Below are 19,110 nucleotides of genomic sequence, written 5' to 3' on the forward strand. Positions count from 1 at the left end.
TAATGAACCCAAGCTTGACCGATACACCCGCGCTGTCACGGCGCGGCTTGCTGAAATTCAGCCTCGGCGCGAGCGCCTTTCTGGCCACGGCCGGCTTGGGCGCGAGCCTCAGCGGCTGCTCGTCGAGTACTCCGGCAACCGGCTTCATGTTGCTGCGCAGCGGCGACCTGCTGTTTTTGCGGGCCCTGATCCCGGTGATGCTCGAAGGGGCTGTCGCGGCCGAGAAAATGCCGGCATCGGTCGACCAGACCTTGCACAGCCTGGACAACAGCCTGAATCACCTGTCGCCGGAAATGCTCAAGCTGACCCAGCAATTGTTCGATGTGCTGGGGATGGCCGTGACTCGCGGACCGCTGACCGGGATCTGGGGCAGTTGGGAAAACGCCAGTGCTGATGAAGTCCGACACTTCCTTGATCGATGGGAAAACAGCTCATTGAGCCTGTTGCGCATGGGGCATAGCTCATTGCTGCAATTGGTGATGATGGCGTGGTACAGCCGGGCGGAATCGTGGGCGCATAGCGGGTATCCCGGACCGCCTACGGTCTGAAATCGAGTCGACCCTATCGCGAGCAGGCTCGCTCCCACAGGGGATGTGGGAGCTAGCCTGCTCGCGATGACGCCCGCAAGAACACCCAAAAAATAACAAATAGAGAACCTGAGAATGCCTGTACCCGATCCGTTCCGAGAAGGCCTGTCCCGTGGCTGGAAAACCTACAATGGCTCGCAACTGACCCAAGACCTGACCCTCGAAGCGGATGTGGCGATCATCGGCAGCGGCGCTGGCGGCGGCACCACAGCTGAAATCCTCAGCGCGGCCGGCTACAAAGTGCTGCTGATCGAAGAAGGCCCACTCAAGACCAGTACCGACTTCAAGATGCTCGAAGGCCCGGCCTACTCCAGCCTCTACCAGGAGGGCATCGGCCGCATGAGCAAGGACGGTGCAATCACCATCCTTCAGGGCCGCGCAGTGGGTGGCACGACGCTGATCAACTGGACCTCGAGCTTTCGCACGCCAGCCCCGACGCTCGAACACTGGGCCAAGGAGCACGATGTCAAAGGCCACTCACCAGCCGAGATGACGCCGTGGTTCGAGAAAATGGAACAACGTCTCGGCGTCGCACCGTGGATGGTGCCGCCCAACGCCAACAACGACGTGATCCGCAAAGGCTGTGAAAAACTCGGCTATAGCTGGCACGTCATCCCGCGCAACGTGCGCGGCTGCTGGAACCTCGGCTATTGCGGCATGGGCTGCCCGACCAACGCCAAGCAATCGATGCTGGTCACGACCATTCCGGCAACACTGGAAAAAGGTGGTGAGCTGCTGTACCTGGCCCGCGCCGAAAAGCTGTCGATCAAGGACGGCAAGGTCGCCGGCCTGCAATGCGTGGCGATGGACGACCGTTGCGTCGCGCCGACAGGACGCACGATCACAGTCAAGGCGCGACATTACGTACTGGCTGGCGGCGGGATCAACAGCCCGGCGCTGCTCATGCGTTCTGATGCGCCGGATCCGCACAAACGCCTGGGCAAACGCACGTTCCTGCATTTGGTGAACATGTCCGCCGGGCTGTTCGACGAGGTGATCAATCCGTTCTACGGCGCACCGCAGTCGATCTATTCCGACCATTTCCAATGGCAGGACGGCACCACCGGCAAGATGTCCTACAAACTCGAAGTCCCGCCGCTGCACCCGGCCCTGGCGACGACCCTGCTCGGCGGTTTCGGCAAGGAAAACGCCCAGCACATGGAGCAACTGCCCCATACCCACGCCATGCTCGCGTTGCTGCGCGACGGTTTCCATCCTGACAGCGCTGGCGGCAGCGTCGAACTGCGCGGCGACAATACGCCAGTACTCGACTATCAAGTCTCGCCCTATGCCTGGGACGGTTTGCGCCGAGCCTTTCACAGCATGGCCGAGATCCAGTTCGCCGGTGGCGCCAAAGCGGTGATGCCGATGCACGCCGATGCACGCTACGTGAAATCCCTGGCCGAAGCGCGCGCGTTGATTGATGGGTTGAGCCTTGAGTTGTATCGCACACGCCTGGGCAGCGCCCACGTGATGGGCGGTTGTGCGATGGGTGAAGACCCGAAAAACGCCGTCACCGACAGTCTCGGCCGCCATCACCAGCTCAGTAATCTGTCGGTCCATGACGGCTCACTGTTTCCCACCAGCATTGGCGCCAACCCGCAGTTGTCGGTCTACGGGTTGACGGCACAACTGGCCACTTCGCTGGCCGAACGTTTAAAAAATCCATGAAAAGGGGGAATATTCGTATCGTCTATAGTGCTTTCTTACCCAACAGGCGACTTGGCCGACCGGGACGGCTGCGATACCATCCGACTCCCCAACGGACTCCCGCCAGGACGACGCGATGAACCGAGTGTTGTACCCAGGTACCTTCGACCCTATTACCAAGGGCCATGGCGACTTGGTCGAACGCGCCGCGCGCCTGTTCGATCATGTGATCATTGCCGTTGCCGCCAGCCCCAAGAAAAACCCGTTGTTTCCTCTGGAACAACGCGTGGATCTGGCTCGCGAGGTCACTAAACATCTGCCGAACGTTGAAGTCGTCGGTTTCTCGACGCTGCTCGCACACTTCGCCAAAGAGAAGAACGCCAACGTGTTCTTGCGCGGTTTACGTGCGGTGTCGGACTTTGAATATGAATTCCAGCTGGCCAACATGAACCGTCAGCTGGCACCGGATGTGGAAAGCCTGTTCCTTACCCCGTCCGAGCGTTATTCGTTCATTTCCTCGACGCTGGTCCGTGAAATCGCTGCGCTTGGCGGCGACATCACCAAGTTTGTCCACCCTGCGGTGGCGGATGCCCTCACCGAGCGCTTCAAGAAGTAACGACCGCTGAATCGGCGCCTGCGTGCACTACAGGCGCCAATGCGGCACAATTGTGCGCATTGGTTTATTACGCCCGGGCCTGCCGCCCTGGCTGGAGTTAGCATGTCCCTGATCATCACCGACGATTGCATCAACTGCGACGTCTGCGAACCTGAGTGCCCGAACGCCGCCATTTCCCAAGGCGAAGAGATCTATGTGATCGACCCGAACCTGTGCACGCAGTGTGTCGGCCACTACGACGAACCTCAGTGCCAGCAAGTGTGCCCGGTGGATTGCATTCCACTGGACGAAGCGCATCCGGAGACTGAAGACGAGTTGATGGAGAAGTACCGGAAGATTACCGGTAAGGCTTGAGATTTTTGCTGCCTGTCCTTCCCTTCGCGAGCAAGCCCGCTCCTTGTAGGAGCTGGCTTGCTAGCGAAGAGACCATCAGCCACACCGAAGATGCAACTGCGTCCTTACGCCAGACTATAGACCGCAGGGCCTCTCAGCTCTGGCATCGCGGGCAAAAGACGCTGGCGCGCTGCCCGAGTTTCATATCCCGCAGTTCCGTGCCGCAGACCTTGCAAGGCTCATGGCCTCGGCCGTACACGAACAGCTCCTGCTGGAAGTAACCCGGCTGACCGTCACCCCCGATAAAGTCACGCAACGTGGTACCGCCGCGCTCGATGGCTGCGGCCAGTATGCGTTTGATCTCGATTGCCAGTTTCAAATAACGCGCCCGGGAAATGCTCTTGGCTTCGCGGCGCGGATCGATGCCGGCGGCGAAAAGCGCTTCGGTCGCGTAGATATTACCGACGCCCACCACCACCGCGTTATCCATGATGAACGGCTTGACCGCCATGGAGCGCCCGCGAGACTGCTGGAACAAGCGCTCGCCGTCGAACAGGTCGGTCAAGGGTTCCGGTCCCAGGCGAATCAGCAATTCGTGGTTATACGGGTCGAGACTCCAGAGCATCGCGCCAAACCGTCGCGGGTCGGTGTAACGCAGTGCCAGACCGGATTCCAGTTCGATATCCACATGCTCATGCTTGGCCGCTGGCAGGCCGGCCTCCACCAGCCGCAAATTCCCCGACATTCCCAAATGGCTGATCAACGTGCCAACTTCGGCATTGATCAACAGGTATTTGGCGCGCCGTTCCACCAGCACGATGCGCTGCCCGGACAGCCGCACATCGAGGTCTTCCGGAATCGGCCAGCGCAAGCGCCGGTCACGCACGATCACCCGGCTGACCCGTTGGCCTTCCAGGTGCGGTGCAATTCCGCGGCGGGTGGTTTCGACTTCTGGCAATTCAGGCATGGTGCACTCGAATCAGGCTATCCAACATTCAGCGGTGAGTGCCGAGGTCGCGAATCGTTTGCTTGAGCGTCTCGAAGTCGTAGTCCGAGAGGCCGACATAATCGAGCACCAAATGCCCGATGCTGTTCCATTCGTGGTCTTCGGCCTGGTTACCCAATACCCGATAGGACGCACAAATGTGTTCGGCCATCTTGAGGATCGCCAGCAGGTTCTTGAGCTGGGCATTGCGCGACGACTCATCGCTGAAGATCGCCAACGCATTGTGGTGATTGGCGATAGCGGCAGTCACATGATCCGGCAGACGCCAGGACTTGGCGGTGTAGTAACCCACCACCGCGTGGTTGGTGTTAAACGCCCGGTTCTCGGTGTCCACCACCCGGCATTCGGTACTGGCGTTAGCATACGCCTCTTCCAGAACCGTCATGTATTGCGGGAAACGCTGAAGCATCAACGGCACACCGCAATCGTGGAACAACCCCAGGGCGTACGCTTCATCGCCGGCCTGAGCGCCAATGCGCTTGGCCAGCGTCAGGCAGGTCATCGCCACGTCTTGAGCCGTGTCCCAGAAACGGTTCAACGTAACGATGGTGTCGTCATTCATCTCACCCTTGATCGACTGCGCGTTGATCAGGTTGATGATTGAACGGCTACCCAGCAAGTTCACCGCACGCTGGATCGAGGCGATCTTGTTGCTCAAGCCGTAATACGGCGAGTTGACAATTTTCAGCAAAGCGCCAGAGAGGCCCGGGTCTTGCGAGATCAGCTTCGCGATCACTTCCAGGTCCGGGTCAGGCATGTATTGCTCCATCTGCAAATCCACCATGATTTGCGGCTGGGCGGGCACGCTGATGCCTTGCAGGGACTGTTGGATCTGTTCGGTAGTCAGCTCTTGGGACATAGGTACACACTCTGGGCCAGGCGCAGATTCTAGCTTCTAAAAGTTGGATCCGACACCTTGGACGGTGCATCAGCTGATGTTTCATCTCCGACTACGGCCTTCACCGCATGTCTAACCGCCAAACCGTGGCCTTGCGCAACACGCTATACTCCCGCTCTTTTTTCCGGAGCGACGTCATGTCCCTGCCTAGCCTGCGCCTCAAAGCCAACGCCGACCGTCGCCTGCGAAACGGCCACTTGTGGGTCTACAGCAACGAAATCGATGTAGCCGCCACTCCTTTGCACGGTTTCAAGGCCGGCGACCAGGCGATCCTCGAAGCAGCTGGCGGCAAGCCGCTGGGCATCGTTGCGATGAGCCCGAACAACCTGATATGCGCCCGCCTGTTGTCGCGCGACATCAAGTTGCCGCTGGACAAGTCGTTGCTCGTTCACCGTATCAACGTCGCCCTGTCGCTGCGCGATCGCCTGTTCGACAAGCCGTTCTACCGCCTGGTCTACGGCGACTCCGACCTGCTGCCAGGCCTGGTGGTCGACCGTTTCGGCGACATCCTGGTGGTGCAGATCGCCTCGGCGACCATGGAAGCCCATAAAGAAGACGTGATCGCCGCGTTGACCCAAGTGCTCAAGCCAAGCGGCATTCTGTTCAAGAATGACTCCGCCGCCCGTGATGCCGAAGGTCTCAACCGCTACGTAGAAACCGTGTTCGGCCTGGTACCGGAGTGGGTAGCACTGGAAGAAAACGGCGTGAAATTCGAAGCGCCGGTCATGCAAGGCCAGAAAACCGGCTGGTTCTACGATCACCGCATGAACCGCGCGCGCCTGGCCCCGTATGCCAAAGGCAAACGCGTACTGGACCTGTACAGCTACATCGGTGGCTGGGGTGTGCAAGCCGCCGCGTTTGGCGCCACTGAAGTGTTCTGCGTCGATGCTTCCGCCTTCGCCCTTGACGGCGTCGAGCGTAACGCCGCGCTGAACGGTTTCGCCGACAAAATGACCTGCATTGAAGGCGACGTGTTCGAAGCCCTGAAAGAGCTGAAAGCCAGTGAAGAGCGTTTCGATGTGATCGTGGCCGACCCTCCGGCCTTCATCAAACGCAAGAAAGACATGAAGAACGGCGAAGGCGCCTACCGTCGCCTGAACGAGCAAGCCATGCGCCTGCTCAGCAAGGACGGCATCCTGGTCAGCGCTTCGTGCTCGATGCACCTGCCTGAAGATGACCTGCAAAACATCCTGTTGACCAGCGCCCGTCACCTGGACCGCAACATCCAGTTGCTGGAACGTGGCGCTCAAGGCCCGGATCACCCGGTTCACCCGGCCATCGCTGAAACTCGCTACATTAAGAGCATCACCTGCCGCCTGCTGCCAAACAGCTGATTACGCCGGTTTGACGGGGAGCCCATCGGCTCCCCGTTTTATTATTCGACATTCATTCCTACAACTTCCTACACTTGCAAACCGGGCGATATGCAGGACGTTTCTCTGTATCTGTTACTTAAGAGAATACGCCTTACAAAATCGAGCCATACCTGCGACCAATCCGACAAAACTACTAGAATATTCCCACACAATCTCTCCTTGATAAGGGCTCATTAACAACTATGATTGAGTTGTCACATTGAAGTGACGCTCATTATCAATGACAAGGAGTTCCAAACATGAAAGCAATTACTCTGGAAACAAACACTCTCGCCAACCTGGCTTTTCTGGTTGCCCCGAAAGCCCGCTAAGTAAATGAAGCGCTGGGAGTGCCGGCTACCCAGCGCTTCTCATGAAAAACTCCAGAGCAAACCGCCTATCATGCAGATAAATCCTCATCTCTTCATACTTCCGCGCACGCCCGACCAAATAGTGTGGGATTACAAAAACCACAAACAATACGAGTTGGATCTTGAGTATTCAACCCGGCTTGCAGAACTAATCAGCAACCCGAACAAATTCAATAACAGCAACAGCATAGACACACAACTTCTTGAGGCAGGAATACTCACATCATCAGCACCCGCCATTATTGAATGGGGCTGGGATGAACTGTCGAAAATATTCCATATCGGCACAAAGAACATCCCCTGCCAACATACTCCACAAGATATTCACGAGTGGTCAAGAGAGTATCTGAACCATTGCAGCGAAGTTCTGGCCACACCAGCGCCCGACAACAGGCTTGCCGAACGCCTCGCAGGCGACCTGATAACGCTGCCAAAACCTGCTTGCCTGCCAGAAGGTACTTTGGCAAACACCCTGATCGACCGAAAAACCTGCCGCACCTTCACCGGGGACGCCCTCTCGCTTGAAGTGGTCAGCACGTTGCTTTACTTGTCGCTGGGCTACTTGCGAGAACGTGAAGACGCCATTGACGAAAACAGTGTTGAAGGACTTGGCGCCCGGCGTACCAGCCCCTCCGGGGGGGGCTCAACGCCTGTGAAGGCTTCCTGCTTGTACAGAATGTCAGCGGCCTGAACCCCGGGCTCTATGCCTACCTTCCAACCGGGCATGCGCTGAGACTCGTCAACCCACTGCCCTGTCGGCCGTTGGGGCAACTGCTGTGCGGGCAACACTTCATCAACAACCTGCCCGTGGGGCTGTTCATCACCAGTCGGTTCGACAAGCTGTGGTGGAAATACGAACACTCGCGTGCCTACCGAATGGCCTACGTGGAAGCCGGGCACATCTCCCAGACCTTCCAGCTGGTGGCCACTTCGCTGGGCCTGAACACCTGGCTGACCGGTGCGCTGACGGACGATCAGGTTGAAACGCTGCTGGGACTCAATGACAGCCCGGAGCAGCCCTTGTTTTTTGTCGGTTGTGGCAAGAGCGAAGGGGACGCGCTGTGCAAGGAATTGAAGGCGCTGCTGACGCGCCAGGACTCGCAATCATGACTGACACGCGCCTTGAACAGGCAACGTTCCCCACCGGCTGGGCCGATCGTTTTACCCTCGGCGACTGGGATAACCGCGCTGCAGTGCGATCCAGCAAACACACCTATTTATTACCGCCCGATGTTGAACAGCAACTGGAAACCCGGCACTGGTTTCCGCCGGCCTTCCTGCCTTATTTGAATCACCCGGCAGTCAAAGACGCCGGCCGGGCGATCACTCATCGACTGTCAGCCAATCATTTGGTGTATTTCCTCGACTACACGACCTTGCTCGAACACCGCATCGTTAATCGATCTGTCGAAACCATCGTCCACGACGAACTCGGTGTGTGCATTCCCCTACGGATGAAAAACGCCGCGCTGCAGCTCTACACCGACGAGGGGTATCACGCCCTATTTTCCAATGGCCTCGCTGAACAGATTGCCGCGTTCTACGGCATGTTCGATCGGCCTGTCATGCCGCAGCGAATCACCCGGCTGCACGCCCTGCTTGAGCGCACACCTGACAAGCACAAGCCATTGGCCTGGTTCCTCACCGGCTTCGTCTGCGAGACGATCATCGCCAAGGATCTGCTCGACATCTGTCGCGATGCATTGGTGGACGGGGTTCAGGAGATGCTCAGGGACCACCTCACCGACGAGGCGCGACACAGTCGCTATTTCTGCGAAGTGTTCCATTATCTGTGGCTGCACCTGACCAGCGCTCAACGTCTGTTTTGTGCGGGTCTGTTGCCGGAGCTCATTCGGGTTTTCTTTGAGGTCGATGGGCGCTGGCTAAGGGCGAGCCTTCGCCATGTCGGCCTAAGCGAGACAGCCTGCCTGGAAATCATCGAAGGGCTGTCCGACGCGCAAGCCTGCCTGCAACGTGCCCGCTCGGGGGCCAGCGCTACTCTGAGCGCCCTGAAAAAAGCGGGGTTCTTCGATCTGCCTTACAACCGGCAACTCTTCACCAGAGCCGGGCTTCTTGATGGATAACGGAAACGATATAGCCCACGTCAAAAAACGTCGGGCCACCATCACTCTCTTGATGACCATGACACTGCTGGGTGTCTTCCCCCTCGACGTCGTGCTCCCGTCCTTTCCCGATCTGGCTGGCTTCTTCCAGACTTCACCGTCCGAGGTTTCCCTATCCGTCAGCGTGTTCGCCATCAGCCTGGCACTGTCCGTGATGCTGGTCGGGCCAATGTCAGATAGGTGGGGACGCAAGAAGCTGCTGCTGGGAGGCATTGCCATCGCAGCCATTGGGGCGGTCGGCTGCTTGGTTGCCAGCGACTACCGCGGGTTTCTGGTGTTTCGCATGGTTCAGGCGATGGGTTGCGGATCATTTTCATTGTCGCAGGCACTGATCCAGGATCTGTTCGCCGGGCGTGAACGGGAGCGCATCAGGATCTGGATGGTGACGGCGGGTGGAGTATTCATTTCAATTTCACCCCTGCTGGGAACCTGGCTGCAATCGTGCTTTGGCTGGCAAGGCAGTTTTTATGTATTCATTGCACTGGCGGTTGTTGCATGGTTCGGCGCCTACCGGTTACTCAAGGAAGTTTCGCCTGTCCGTAGCTCAGCGCACACAGGTTTTTTCAGTGCCTATTGGCGCTTATGTTCGGATGTACGTTTTATGGGTTACTGGTTGATTTCAGCCTTGGCCTTCGCTTGCCATTTTTCGTTCATCGTTTCTTCGCCCATCATTTTCATGGAGCGTCTGGCGCTCTCGCCGTATGAGTTCGCCTGGGCGTTGCTACTGTATGGCGTGGCGTACGTATTCGGTGGGGTATTAGCCAGCGTGTTGCATCGATGCCTGCAAGCCAACACCCAAATCATTATCGGTCTGGGCCTGATTGTCGTTTCAGGCGGGCTCATGCTGTGGCTGACTCGCCAGTTCGGTCTTTCTGCGGCGTCAGTGTTGATTTCGATGCTGGTTTGCACCCTCGGTACCACTATTGCCAGGCCGATTGCCAACTCAAAAGCCATGAGTCTCTACCCGGAAAATGCCGGAGCCTCTACCTCTGTCGGCGCCATGCTGATTTTCATGTTTGGTGGCGTGATCAGCTCGGTGATCAATCTGACCCCCGAAAACCTGACCACGACTCTAGCCATGGGTTTCCTGACACTGAGCATTGCAGGGCTTGGGGTGAACGCAGTGATCAACCACAAGACTCAACAGGCACTCAATTCCGGGTAATACGTGCCAGTCGTCATCTCGCCCGCTCCATCAGCACTGGATCAACGCTTCCCGGCATTCCCTCCTGACGCCAGCCGTGTAGAATCGCGACATTCATCGCCAGTCATCCCCCGGCGGGTTTATGAGCTCAAGCTGAAGCGCGCGGCGATCCCGCAAAGTTATCGGCAACATCCGGACACACGGCCATTTCTGAGTGTTCCAGACGTCAATAGAAGCTCACTTCCCTTTTGATACCTGATTAGCCGCCCGGAGTGCTTCATGCCTGATTACCGCTCGAAAACATCCACCCACGGCCGCAACATGGCCGGTGCCCGCGCACTGTGGCGCGCCACGGGGATGAAAGATGACGACTTCAAAAAGCCGATCATCGCCATTGCCAACTCCTTCACCCAGTTCGTTCCGGGCCACGTCCACCTCAAGGACCTGGGCCAACTGGTCGCCCGCGAGATTGAACGCGCCGGCGGTGTGGCAAAAGAATTCAACACCATCGCCGTGGATGACGGCATCGCCATGGGCCACGACGGCATGCTGTATTCGCTGCCGAGCCGCGAGATCATCGCCGACTCCGTCGAGTACATGGTCAACGCCCACTGTGCCGATGCCATCGTCTGCATCTCCAACTGCGACAAGATCACCCCTGGCATGTTGATGGCCTCTCTGCGCCTTAACATCCCGGTGATCTTTGTCTCCGGCGGCCCGATGGAAGCCGGCAAGACCAAACTGGCCAGCCACGGTCTCGACCTCGTCGACGCCATGGTGATCGCCGCCGACTCCAGCGCTTCTGACGAGAAAGTCGCTGAGTACGAGCGCAGCGCCTGCCCGACGTGCGGTTCGTGCTCCGGCATGTTCACCGCCAACTCGATGAACTGCCTGGTCGAAGCCCTGGGCCTGGCATTGCCGGGCAACGGTTCGACCCTGGCCACCCACAGCGATCGCGAGCAATTGTTCCTGCAAGCGGGCCGCACCATCGTCGAGCTGTGCAAGCGTTACTACGGCGAGAACGACGAGTCGGTATTGCCGCGCAACATCGCCAACTTCAAGGCGTTCGAAAACGCCATGACGCTGGACATCGCCATGGGCGGTTCCACCAACACCATCCTGCACTTGCTGGCCGCGGCCCAGGAAGCCGAGATCGATTTCGACCTGCGCGACATCGACCGCCTGTCCCGTCATGTGCCGCAACTGTGCAAAGTCGCGCCGAACATCCAGAAGTACCACATGGAAGACGTGCATCGTGCCGGCGGGATCTTCAGCATTCTCGGCTCGCTTGCCCGTGGCGGCCTGTTGCACACCGACCTGCCGACCGTGCACAGCAAGACCCTGGCCGAAGGCATCGCCAAGTGGGACATCACCCAGACCAGCGACGAAGCCGTGCATCATTTCTTCAAGGCCGGCCCGGCGGGCATTCCGACGCAAACTGCGTTCAGCCAGTCGACCCGCTGGGAAACCCTGGACGACGACCGTGAAAACGGCTGCATCCGCAGTGTCGAGCACGCTTATTCGAAAGAAGGCGGCCTGGCCGTCCTCTACGGCAACATTGCGCTGGACGGCTGTGTGGTGAAAACCGCTGGCGTCGACGAATCGATCCACGTCTTCGAAGGCAACGCGAAGATCTTCGAAAGCCAGGACAGCGCCGTGCGCGGCATCCTCGCTGACGAAGTGAAGGCCGGCGACATCGTGATCATTCGTTACGAAGGCCCGAAAGGCGGCCCGGGCATGCAGGAAATGCTGTACCCGACGTCCTACCTTAAATCCAAAGGCCTGGGCAAAGCCTGCGCCCTGCTCACCGACGGCCGTTTCTCCGGCGGCACCTCGGGCCTGTCCATCGGCCACGCTTCGCCAGAAGCAGCGGCGGGCGGCGCCATTGGTCTGGTGCAGGACGGCGACAAAGTGCTGATCGACATTCCGAACCGCTCGATCAACCTGTTGATCAGCGACGAAGAAATGGCCGGGCGTCGTGCCGAGCAGGATCAGAAAGGCTGGAAGCCTGTGGAAAAACGTCCACGCAAGGTGACCACCGCACTGAAAGCCTACGCCCTGCTGGCGACTAGCGCCGACAAGGGTGCCGTGCGTAACAAGGCGATGCTCGATGGGCTGTAAGCGTCAATCGCAGCAATAAAAATGCCCCGCCAAGTGCGGGGCATTTTTTTTGTCTGATCAAAACTCCCAAACACTGTAGATCCCCTGTGGGAGCGAGCCTGCTCGCGAAAGCTGTATGTCAGAAACAGAGATGACAACTGACACACCGTCTTCGCGAGCAGGCTCGCTCCCACATTTGGATCTGTGTGGGCTTACTGGATTTCTTCCGGCTTCACGATCACCCAGTTCTTGTCCGCCGTAACCTCCAGCCCTTCCTTGGCCTGGGCCGCGGCGTTTGTGGCCATCATGCCGTTAATCTGGGTCATGTATTTGTCTTTGCGATTGACCCACAAGTGGATGCCGCCCTTTTTCACGTCGACGCTGTGGAACAGCATGTAGCCGTCGCTGCTCGGGGTGTCGCCGCCGACCAGCACCGGTTTTTTCCACTGATCGATGTAGGTCAGGATCGCCGCCTGTTTACCGGCCATCCAGGTCGCCGGGGTCCATAGGTACGGGGTCAGTTCGAGGCCAAGGTTAGCCTTCTCGTCATACTTGCCCGCGGTGATCTGTTTACGCGCGGTGGTCAGCTCGCCGGACTTCGGGTCCTTGAGGAGCAGGCTCACGCCGATGACGTTCTGCGGTTTGACGTTGTAGCCGTACTTCGGATCGGAGGCGACCATTCGCACCAGCTCTTCGGACGCGGCGGTCATCACGTAGACCTCGATGCCGTTCTCCATCAGCTTGTTGTACAACTCGGCCTGGCCGGTGAAGACTTTCGGCGGGTTGACGTCGAGGTTCTTGACCACATCACCGTCGTAGTAAGTGGCCGGCACCGGCTTGCCGGACGCCATCAACTCATCGACATAACCTTTGAGTTCCTTGAGCGTGAAGCCGGAGAACACCTGGGCGACCCATGGGTAGCACACCATGTCGTCGATTTCGCAGAGGCGGTAGTAGTAGCTGAACAGACTTTCCTTGTGGTCGGCGGTGTCTTTGAACGGCATCAGTTTCAGGGAGGGATCGAGTTTCTCGCGGGTGATCAGGCCCTTGTTCTCCATGAATGGCAGCAACGACTCTTCCAGGTCGTAGCGGTAACTGGTGTTGTCCATGTCGAACACCGCGTAGTTACCTTTGTTGGCGTTGGCGGCAATCATTGCATCCAGCGCCTTGGCCTGATCGGCGGGCCAGTGTTTCAAGTCGGTGGCGAGTGCCTGGCCGGCAAGGCCCAGGCAAAGTGCTGCAGCCAGTAATTTCGGTACGAACTTCATCGACGATTCTCCCTGAATGTGAAAGACATCGACGCTAACAAATAAGTGTGACAGTCCCCGTCTGCCAGCGACCAGTACCGTACCTATCGCGCCAGCTGCATCCCTGACAGCGACACCCGCTTATTCCAAAAACGACACTTAACCTCTGTTTTTGATATTAATTCATTAGATATCAAGCTGTTAGGCTTGCCGGCTCGCGGCTGCCCCGGAAGGTAGCTGGCACACGTCTGATCGGAGTTTTTATGAATCTACCGCTGATCCTCAATCTGCTGGTGTTCCTTGCCCTGCTGTTTGGCCTGGCACAAACCCGCCACACCACCTGGAGCCTGGCGAAAAAAGTCCTGCTCGCCCTGGTGTTGGGCGTGGCGTTTGGTGTGGCACTGCACACCGTTTATGGCGCCGGCAATCCGGTATTGAAAGCCTCGATTGGCTGGTTCGATCTGGTGGGCAACGGTTACGTGCAGCTGCTGCAAATGATCGTGATTCCGCTGGTGTTCGCCTCGATCCTCAGCGCTGTGGCCCGTCTGCATAACGCGTCGTCCTTGGGCAAGATCAGCTTCCTGACCATTGGCACGCTGCTGTTCACCACCGCCATCGCGGCGTTGATCGGCATCGGTCTGACCAACCTGTTTAGCCTGACCGCCGAAGGCCTGGTGGCCGGCACCCAGGAAATGGCGCGGCTGCAAACCATCCAGAGCGACTACGCCGGCAAGGTCGCCGACTTGAACGTGCCGCAACTGCTGCTCTCGTTCATTCCGCAAAATCCGTTTGCCGATCTGGCGCGCGCCAAACCGACCTCGATCATCAGCGTGGTGATTTTTGCGGCGTTCCTCGGCGTCGCCTCCTTGCAATTGCTGAAGGATGACGTCGAGAAAGGTCAGAAAGTGATCAACGCCATCGACACCCTGCAGGCCTGGGTGATGCGTCTGGTTCGGCTTGTGATGAAGCTGACGCCGTATGGCGTACTGGCGCTGATGACCAAAGTCGTCGCCGGGTCCAACCTGCAAGACATCATCAAGCTCGGCAGTTTTGTAGTGGTGTCCTACCTCGGACTGGGCCTGATGTTTGTGGTTCATGGTGTGCTGGTGTCCCTCGCCGGGATCAACCCGCTGCGATTCTTCCGCAAGGTCTGGCCGGTGCTGACGTTTGCCTTTACCAGCCGATCTAGCGCGGCGACGATTCCGCTGAGCATTGAAGCGCAGACCAGCCGTTTGGGCATTCCTCAGTCCATCGCCAGCTTCGCCGCATCGTTTGGCGCAACCATTGGCCAGAACGGCTGTGCCGGTCTGTACCCGGCGATGTTGGCGGTGATGGTCGCGCCGACCGTGGGCATCAACCCGCTGGACCCGTTGTGGATCGCGACGCTGGTGGCAATCGTGACGCTGAGTTCGGCCGGTGTGGCGGGCGTGGGTGGTGGCGCGACGTTCGCCGCGCTGATCGTGTTGCCGGCGATGGGTTTGCCGGTGTCACTGGTGGCGTTGCTGATTTCGGTCGAGCCGCTGATTGATATGGGGCGCACGGCTTTGAACGTCAGCGGGTCGATGACAGCGGGGGCGATTACCAGCCAGATCATGCAGCAGACGGATAAAGAATTGCTGGATGCGGATGAGCATTCGGAGTTGGCTCACGCCTGAGTCTTCCAGCGATCGGGCGGGCCTCATCGCGAGCAAGCTCGGCTCCTACAGGGATCAGTGGTGTTCACACGGTGTGTGTACCACCTCAAAACCCTGTAGGAGCCGAGCTTGCTCGCGATGCTTTTAGGCTTTTTCCCAGACTTCGAAGTTGTACGCAGGCTTGTCGCCTTCAGCTGGGTTCGGAGTGTTGGACACCAATTTCCACTGCCCCAAATCAAACTCCGGAAACCACGCATCCCCTTCCGGGCTCAGCGCCACGCGGGTCAGATACAACCGGTCCGCCTGGGCCATCCCCTGCGCATACAACTGCGCGCCGCCAATCAGCATCAACTCATCGACGCCCTGCGCCTTCGCCCATGCTTCGGCGCGAACCACCGCGGCTTCCAGCGACGGATAGACCTCCGCGCCCTCCAACACCAGATCCACCTGACGGCTGACCACGATGTTCAATCGGCCCGGCAGCGGCCGACCGAGGGAATCCCAGGTCTTGCGACCCATGATGATCGGCTTGCCGAGGGTGGTGGCCTTGAAGTATTTGAAATCCCCCGGCAAGTGCCAGGGCATGCTGTTGTCGACGCCGATCACGCGGTTTTCACCGAGGGCTGCGATCAGGCTGAGGGGGAGTGATTTAGTCATGCCGCCGAGGATACCAGAGCCATCCGTACCCCGATAAGCGCCACAGCGGTTATGCTCACGACTCAATCTAAGCGACGGGATGCCGCGTGACTGAACTGAACAACCTCTGGCTGACAGAAACCATCCGCCTGCGCGAAGAACACGCCGGGCCCCTTGAAGATCTGGAAGCCAACCGATTGGCCCGCAGCGCTGGCGGCGACCTGCCGACACGGATTCAACGACGAGCCGTGTGGCTGGCCGAACGCGATGGTTTGGCCAACGCCCTGCAACACTGGTTGCAAGGTGCGCGACTGGCGCTGATCGTAATGGCGGTGCTGGCCGTGATCAGCGGTGCAGGTCTGTCCTTCGCCGCGATGGGTGACGGGCAAACCCCGGTGAACGTGTTCTGGGCCTTGGGCAGTTTGCTCGGGCTGAATCTGATTCTGTTGCTGAGTTGGGCGCTGGGCCTGGTCTTCGCCGGCGAACACGGCGCCACCCTCGGGCGCTTGTGGCTGTGGCTCAGCGAAAAACTCGCGCGCGATGCCAAAGCCGCGCAACTGGCCCCGGCCCTATTGCTGTTGTTGCAACGACAGAAACTCAATCGCTGGGCCATTGGCACGCTGGTCAATGGCTTGTGGCTGCTGGCGATGCTCAGCGCGCTGGCGATTCTGCTGACGTTGATGGCCACCCGGCGCTACGGCTTCGTCTGGGAAACCACTATTTTGAGCGCTGACACCTTCGTCGCCATGACCCAGGCTCTCGGCGCGTTGCCAGCCCTGCTCGGCTTCAGCGTGCCCAGTGTGGAGATGATCCGCGCCAGTGGCGATGGCGCGCTGAGCATTGAAAGCGCTCGACAGGCCTGGGCCGCTTGGCTGGTGGGTGTCCTGTTGATCTACGGGGTGCTGCCGCGCCTTCTGCTGATGCTGTTTTGCCGGTGGCGCTGGAAAACCGGGCAGGCGAAGTTGCATCTGGACCTGAACCTGCCCGGCTATGCCCAACTGCGCGAGCGATTGATGCCCACCAGCGAGCGCCTGGGCATCAGTGATGCAGCGCCGGAGCAAATTCATCGCGTGGAACGCGGTGTCACTGACCAGCAAAGCGACGGCGCCCTGCTGGTCGCCATCGAACTGGATGGCCAGCGTCCATGGCCTCCGCAATTGCCGAAAAGCGTGGCCAACGCCGGTGTCCTCGACAGCCGTGAATCGCGTAACCGACTCCTCGAACAATTGAGCCGTTTTCCACCCGCGCGTCTGGTCATCGCTTGCGACCCACGTCGCTCGCCGGACCGTGGCAGCCTCGCGCTGATCGCCGAACTGGCGCGCAATGCTGGCGCCACCCGTGTCTGGCTGCTGCAAGCGCCACCCGGCGAAGCGCTGGATGCCGAACGACTGGGTGACTGGCACGTCGCATTGCAGCAGCTGGAGTTACCGTTCGCCGATTGCGCGCCGATGAACTGGCTGGAGACCGGTCATGAGTAACGCCTGGAAGGCCCCATTGAAACTCGCTGTGGTCGGCCACACCAACGTCGGCAAAACCTCATTGCTGCGCACCCTGACCCGTGATGTCGGCTTCGGCGAAGTGTCCCATCGTCCCAGCACCACGCGCCATGTCGAAGGCGCACGTTTGTCGGTGGATGGCGAGCCGTTGCTCGACCTCTTCGACACGCCCGGTCTGGAAGACGCCATTGCCCTGCTCGACTACCTCGAACGCCTGGAGCGTCCTGGCGAACGCCTCGACGGCCCGGCACGCCTGGCGCGATTCCTTGAGGGCAGTGAAGCCCGGCAGCGCTTTGAGCAGGAAGCCAAAGTGTTGCGGCAACTGCTCACCTGCGACGCCGGCCTCTATGTGATCGATGCCCGCGAACCGGTGCTGGCCAAGTACCGCGATGAACTGGAAGTGCTGGCCAGTTGCGGCAAACCGCTGCTGCCGGTGCTGAACTTCGTCAGCAGTGCCAATCACCGCGAGCCGGATTGGCGTGAAGCATTGGCGCGTCTGGGCTTGCATGCCCTGGTGCGTTTCGACAGCGTCGCACCGCCGGAAGATGGCGAACGTCGCCTCTATGAAAGCCTCGCTTTGTTGCTGGAAAACTCCCGTGAACAGCTTGAGCGATTGATCGCCGATCAACAGGCTCAACGCCTGGCCCGCCAGCAAAGCGCAGAGCGGCTGATTGCCGAATTGCTGATTGATTGCGCCGCCTGCCGACGCAGCGTGGCCAGCGATGCGGAGCTGGAACAGCACGCCATCATCGATCTGCACAAAGCCGTGCGCCAACGGGAACAACGTTGCGTTGAAGCGCTGCTCAAGCTTTACGCGTTTCGTCCACAGGATGCTGCGGCCAGTGATCTGCCGCTGCTTGATGGCCGTTGGGGCGATGATCTGTTCAACCCGGAAACCCTGAAACAGCTCGGTGTGCGGGTCGGCAGCGGGATCGCAGCCGGCGCGGCAGCCGGGGCCGGAGTCGACTTGCTGGTGGGCGGCCTGACACTTGGCGCAGCAGCACTGGCCGGCGCGATTGCCGGTGGCGCACTGCAAACCGTTCGCAGCTATGGCAGCCGGTTAATAGGCAAGATTAAAGGCCAGCGAGAACTGACCATCGATGACAGCGTGCTGCGGTTGTTGGCATTACGTCAGCGCCAGTTGCTACAGGCGCTGAATGCGCGTGGGCACGCGGCAATGAACAGCATTCATGTTGCTACACCCCAAGATAAAACCTGGCGCGAAGGCAAGCTGCCCGAGGCATTGAACAAGGCTCGGGCGCATCCGCAATGGTCTTCACTGAATCCGCAGGCGAAGTTGAATCAGGCGCAAAGGCAGGAGCAGATTGAGGTGTTGGCGCAGCAGTTGTGAGCTTCGATGCTTGTGGTGTTTGGGCTGGCCCCATCGCGAGCAGGCTCGTTCCTGCATTGGAATGCGCTCCCCCTGTAGGAGTGAGCCGGCCCCGGGCGGCGTTCCGACGATGGCCACGACGCGGTTTCAGCTTCGCTCACCACCAGCCAACCTTCAAAAACTCACGCACCAACGCACTAACCCGGTTTCGATCCGTGCGATCCGCCCGGCCATCGTTGTCGACGTCAGTACTCAACACCACCTCATACGCTCCATCGTTATCAAGGTCGTGCACCGCCGCTTTATAGGCAATTTGCGACCCTTCATGAAAGTGCAACCGCACCGTTTCCGGGGTGCCATCGGCGCTGGGGTTTTGCGAGAAGATTCGCAAATGCCGCGCCTCGCTTTCGCCAGCGTTGTACCAGGCACATTTCAAATAGGTGGTACCCAAGCGCTTCAGTCTTTGCAGGTCCGCTTGCGTGGCTACGCGCTGTAGCTGCTCATCTTCATAAAAGCGGAAATCCAGCGTATCGGCTTGCCCGTTACCACTTCGATCCTGTGCGATGACTTTTAGATAACGCATC

The 19,110-nt window shown here is 59.2% G+C and carries 16 protein-coding genes and 1 pseudogene; 12 read left to right on the forward strand and 5 right to left on the reverse strand.

All coding sequences use genetic code 11. The annotated features are described in order from the left end of the window. Window positions 1-2 precede the first annotated feature (2 nt). The 4 genes from AC3ISI_RS27430 (at window position 3) to AC3ISI_RS27445 (ending at window position 3,207) form a co-directional block, all read left to right on the forward strand. Window positions 3-548 (forward strand): twin-arginine translocation pathway signal protein, encoded by a 546-nt coding sequence (locus tag AC3ISI_RS27430; RefSeq protein WP_489334622.1) that lies wholly within the window; start codon window positions 3-5, stop codon window positions 546-548. A gap of 114 nt (window positions 549-662) precedes the next feature. Beyond that, window positions 663-2,258 (forward strand): GMC family oxidoreductase, encoded by a 1,596-nt coding sequence (locus tag AC3ISI_RS27435; RefSeq protein ID WP_489334623.1) that lies wholly within the window; start codon window positions 663-665, stop codon window positions 2,256-2,258. A gap of 115 nt (window positions 2,259-2,373) precedes the next feature. Then, a complete protein-coding gene (gene coaD / locus AC3ISI_RS27440; protein ID WP_489334624.1) occupies window positions 2,374-2,853 on the forward strand; it encodes a pantetheine-phosphate adenylyltransferase in 480 nt (159 codons plus the stop codon). Window positions 2,854-2,955: 102 nt separating this feature from the next. Continuing rightward, on the forward strand, window positions 2,956-3,207 hold the full coding sequence (locus tag AC3ISI_RS27445; protein ID WP_007945532.1) for a YfhL family 4Fe-4S dicluster ferredoxin: 252 nt from the start codon (window positions 2,956-2,958) through the stop codon (window positions 3,205-3,207). Window positions 3,208-3,340: 133 nt separating this feature from the next. On the opposite strand, the gene mutM is transcribed toward AC3ISI_RS27445, so the two are convergent. Both mutM and AC3ISI_RS27455 read right to left on the reverse strand, forming a co-directional pair. Then, on the reverse strand, window positions 3,341-4,153 hold the full coding sequence (gene mutM, locus AC3ISI_RS27450) for a bifunctional DNA-formamidopyrimidine glycosylase/DNA-(apurinic or apyrimidinic site) lyase (protein ID WP_489334625.1): 813 nt from the start codon (window positions 4,151-4,153) through the stop codon (window positions 3,341-3,343). 28 nt (window positions 4,154-4,181) lie between these two features. Continuing rightward, window positions 4,182-4,997 carry an HDOD domain-containing protein gene (locus AC3ISI_RS27455; protein WP_223518208.1) on the reverse strand — a complete coding sequence of 272 codons (816 nt, stop codon included), beginning with the start codon at window positions 4,995-4,997 and terminating at the stop codon, window positions 4,182-4,184. Window positions 4,998-5,227: 230 nt separating this feature from the next. On the opposite strand from AC3ISI_RS27455, the gene AC3ISI_RS27460 reads away from it, so the two are divergent. From AC3ISI_RS27460 to ilvD, 5 genes and pseudogenes are all read left to right on the forward strand, one after another. Continuing rightward, on the forward strand, window positions 5,228-6,424 hold the full coding sequence (locus AC3ISI_RS27460) for a class I SAM-dependent rRNA methyltransferase (protein WP_489334626.1): 1,197 nt from the start codon (window positions 5,228-5,230) through the stop codon (window positions 6,422-6,424). 423 nt (window positions 6,425-6,847) lie between these two features. Further along, a pseudogene (locus AC3ISI_RS27465) lies at window positions 6,848-7,926 on the forward strand (SagB family peptide dehydrogenase). Then, window positions 7,923-8,900 carry a diiron oxygenase gene (locus tag AC3ISI_RS27470; protein ID WP_489334627.1) on the forward strand — a complete coding sequence of 326 codons (978 nt, stop codon included), beginning with the start codon at window positions 7,923-7,925 and terminating at the stop codon, window positions 8,898-8,900. Before AC3ISI_RS27465 ends, AC3ISI_RS27470 begins: the two are co-directional and overlap by 4 nt. Next, window positions 8,893-10,104 carry an MFS transporter gene (locus tag AC3ISI_RS27475; protein WP_489334628.1) on the forward strand — a complete coding sequence of 404 codons (1,212 nt, stop codon included), beginning with the start codon at window positions 8,893-8,895 and terminating at the stop codon, window positions 10,102-10,104. Before AC3ISI_RS27470 ends, AC3ISI_RS27475 begins: the two co-directional genes overlap by 8 nt. Window positions 10,105-10,362: 258 nt before the next feature. Next, the gene (ilvD, locus tag AC3ISI_RS27480) at window positions 10,363-12,204 is read left to right on the forward strand and encodes a dihydroxy-acid dehydratase (RefSeq protein ID WP_489334629.1); all 1,842 of its coding nucleotides are present in this window, start codon (window positions 10,363-10,365) and stop codon (window positions 12,202-12,204) included. A gap of 191 nt (window positions 12,205-12,395) precedes the next feature. On the opposite strand, the gene AC3ISI_RS27485 is transcribed toward ilvD, so the two are convergent. Then, window positions 12,396-13,451, reverse strand: a complete 1,056-nt coding sequence (locus AC3ISI_RS27485) for an HAD family hydrolase (protein ID WP_489334630.1) — start codon at window positions 13,449-13,451, stop codon at window positions 12,396-12,398. A 242-nt stretch (window positions 13,452-13,693) separates the two neighbouring features. Between AC3ISI_RS27485 and AC3ISI_RS27490 the strand changes: the two genes are divergently transcribed. Further along, the gene (locus AC3ISI_RS27490) at window positions 13,694-15,085 is read left to right on the forward strand and encodes an L-cystine transporter (protein WP_489334631.1); all 1,392 of its coding nucleotides are present in this window, start codon (window positions 13,694-13,696) and stop codon (window positions 15,083-15,085) included. 123 nt (window positions 15,086-15,208) lie between these two features. Here AC3ISI_RS27490 and AC3ISI_RS27495 read toward each other — a convergent pair whose 3' ends face one another. After that, the gene (locus AC3ISI_RS27495) at window positions 15,209-15,721 is read right to left on the reverse strand and encodes a dihydrofolate reductase (protein ID WP_489334632.1); all 513 of its coding nucleotides are present in this window, start codon (window positions 15,719-15,721) and stop codon (window positions 15,209-15,211) included. 86 nt (window positions 15,722-15,807) lie between these two features. On the opposite strand from AC3ISI_RS27495, the gene AC3ISI_RS27500 reads away from it, so the two are divergent. Continuing rightward, a complete protein-coding gene (locus tag AC3ISI_RS27500) occupies window positions 15,808-17,178 on the forward strand; it encodes a DUF2868 domain-containing protein (RefSeq protein WP_489334633.1) in 1,371 nt (456 codons plus the stop codon). After that, window positions 17,171-18,547, forward strand: coding sequence for a GTPase/DUF3482 domain-containing protein (locus AC3ISI_RS27505; RefSeq protein WP_489334634.1), 1,377 nt, complete (start codon window positions 17,171-17,173; stop codon window positions 18,545-18,547). The genes AC3ISI_RS27500 and AC3ISI_RS27505 overlap by 8 nt, the downstream gene beginning before the upstream one ends. Before the next feature lie 136 nt (window positions 18,548-18,683). Here the strand turns inward: AC3ISI_RS27505 and AC3ISI_RS27510 are convergent, their stop codons facing one another. Next, complete coding sequence (locus AC3ISI_RS27510) at window positions 18,684-19,109, reverse strand: hypothetical protein (protein WP_489334635.1); 426 nt, start codon at window positions 19,107-19,109, stop codon at window positions 18,684-18,686. Window position 19,110 lies beyond the last annotated feature (1 nt).

The sequence above is a fragment of the Pseudomonas sp. GL_139_B genome (assembly GCF_057834475.1).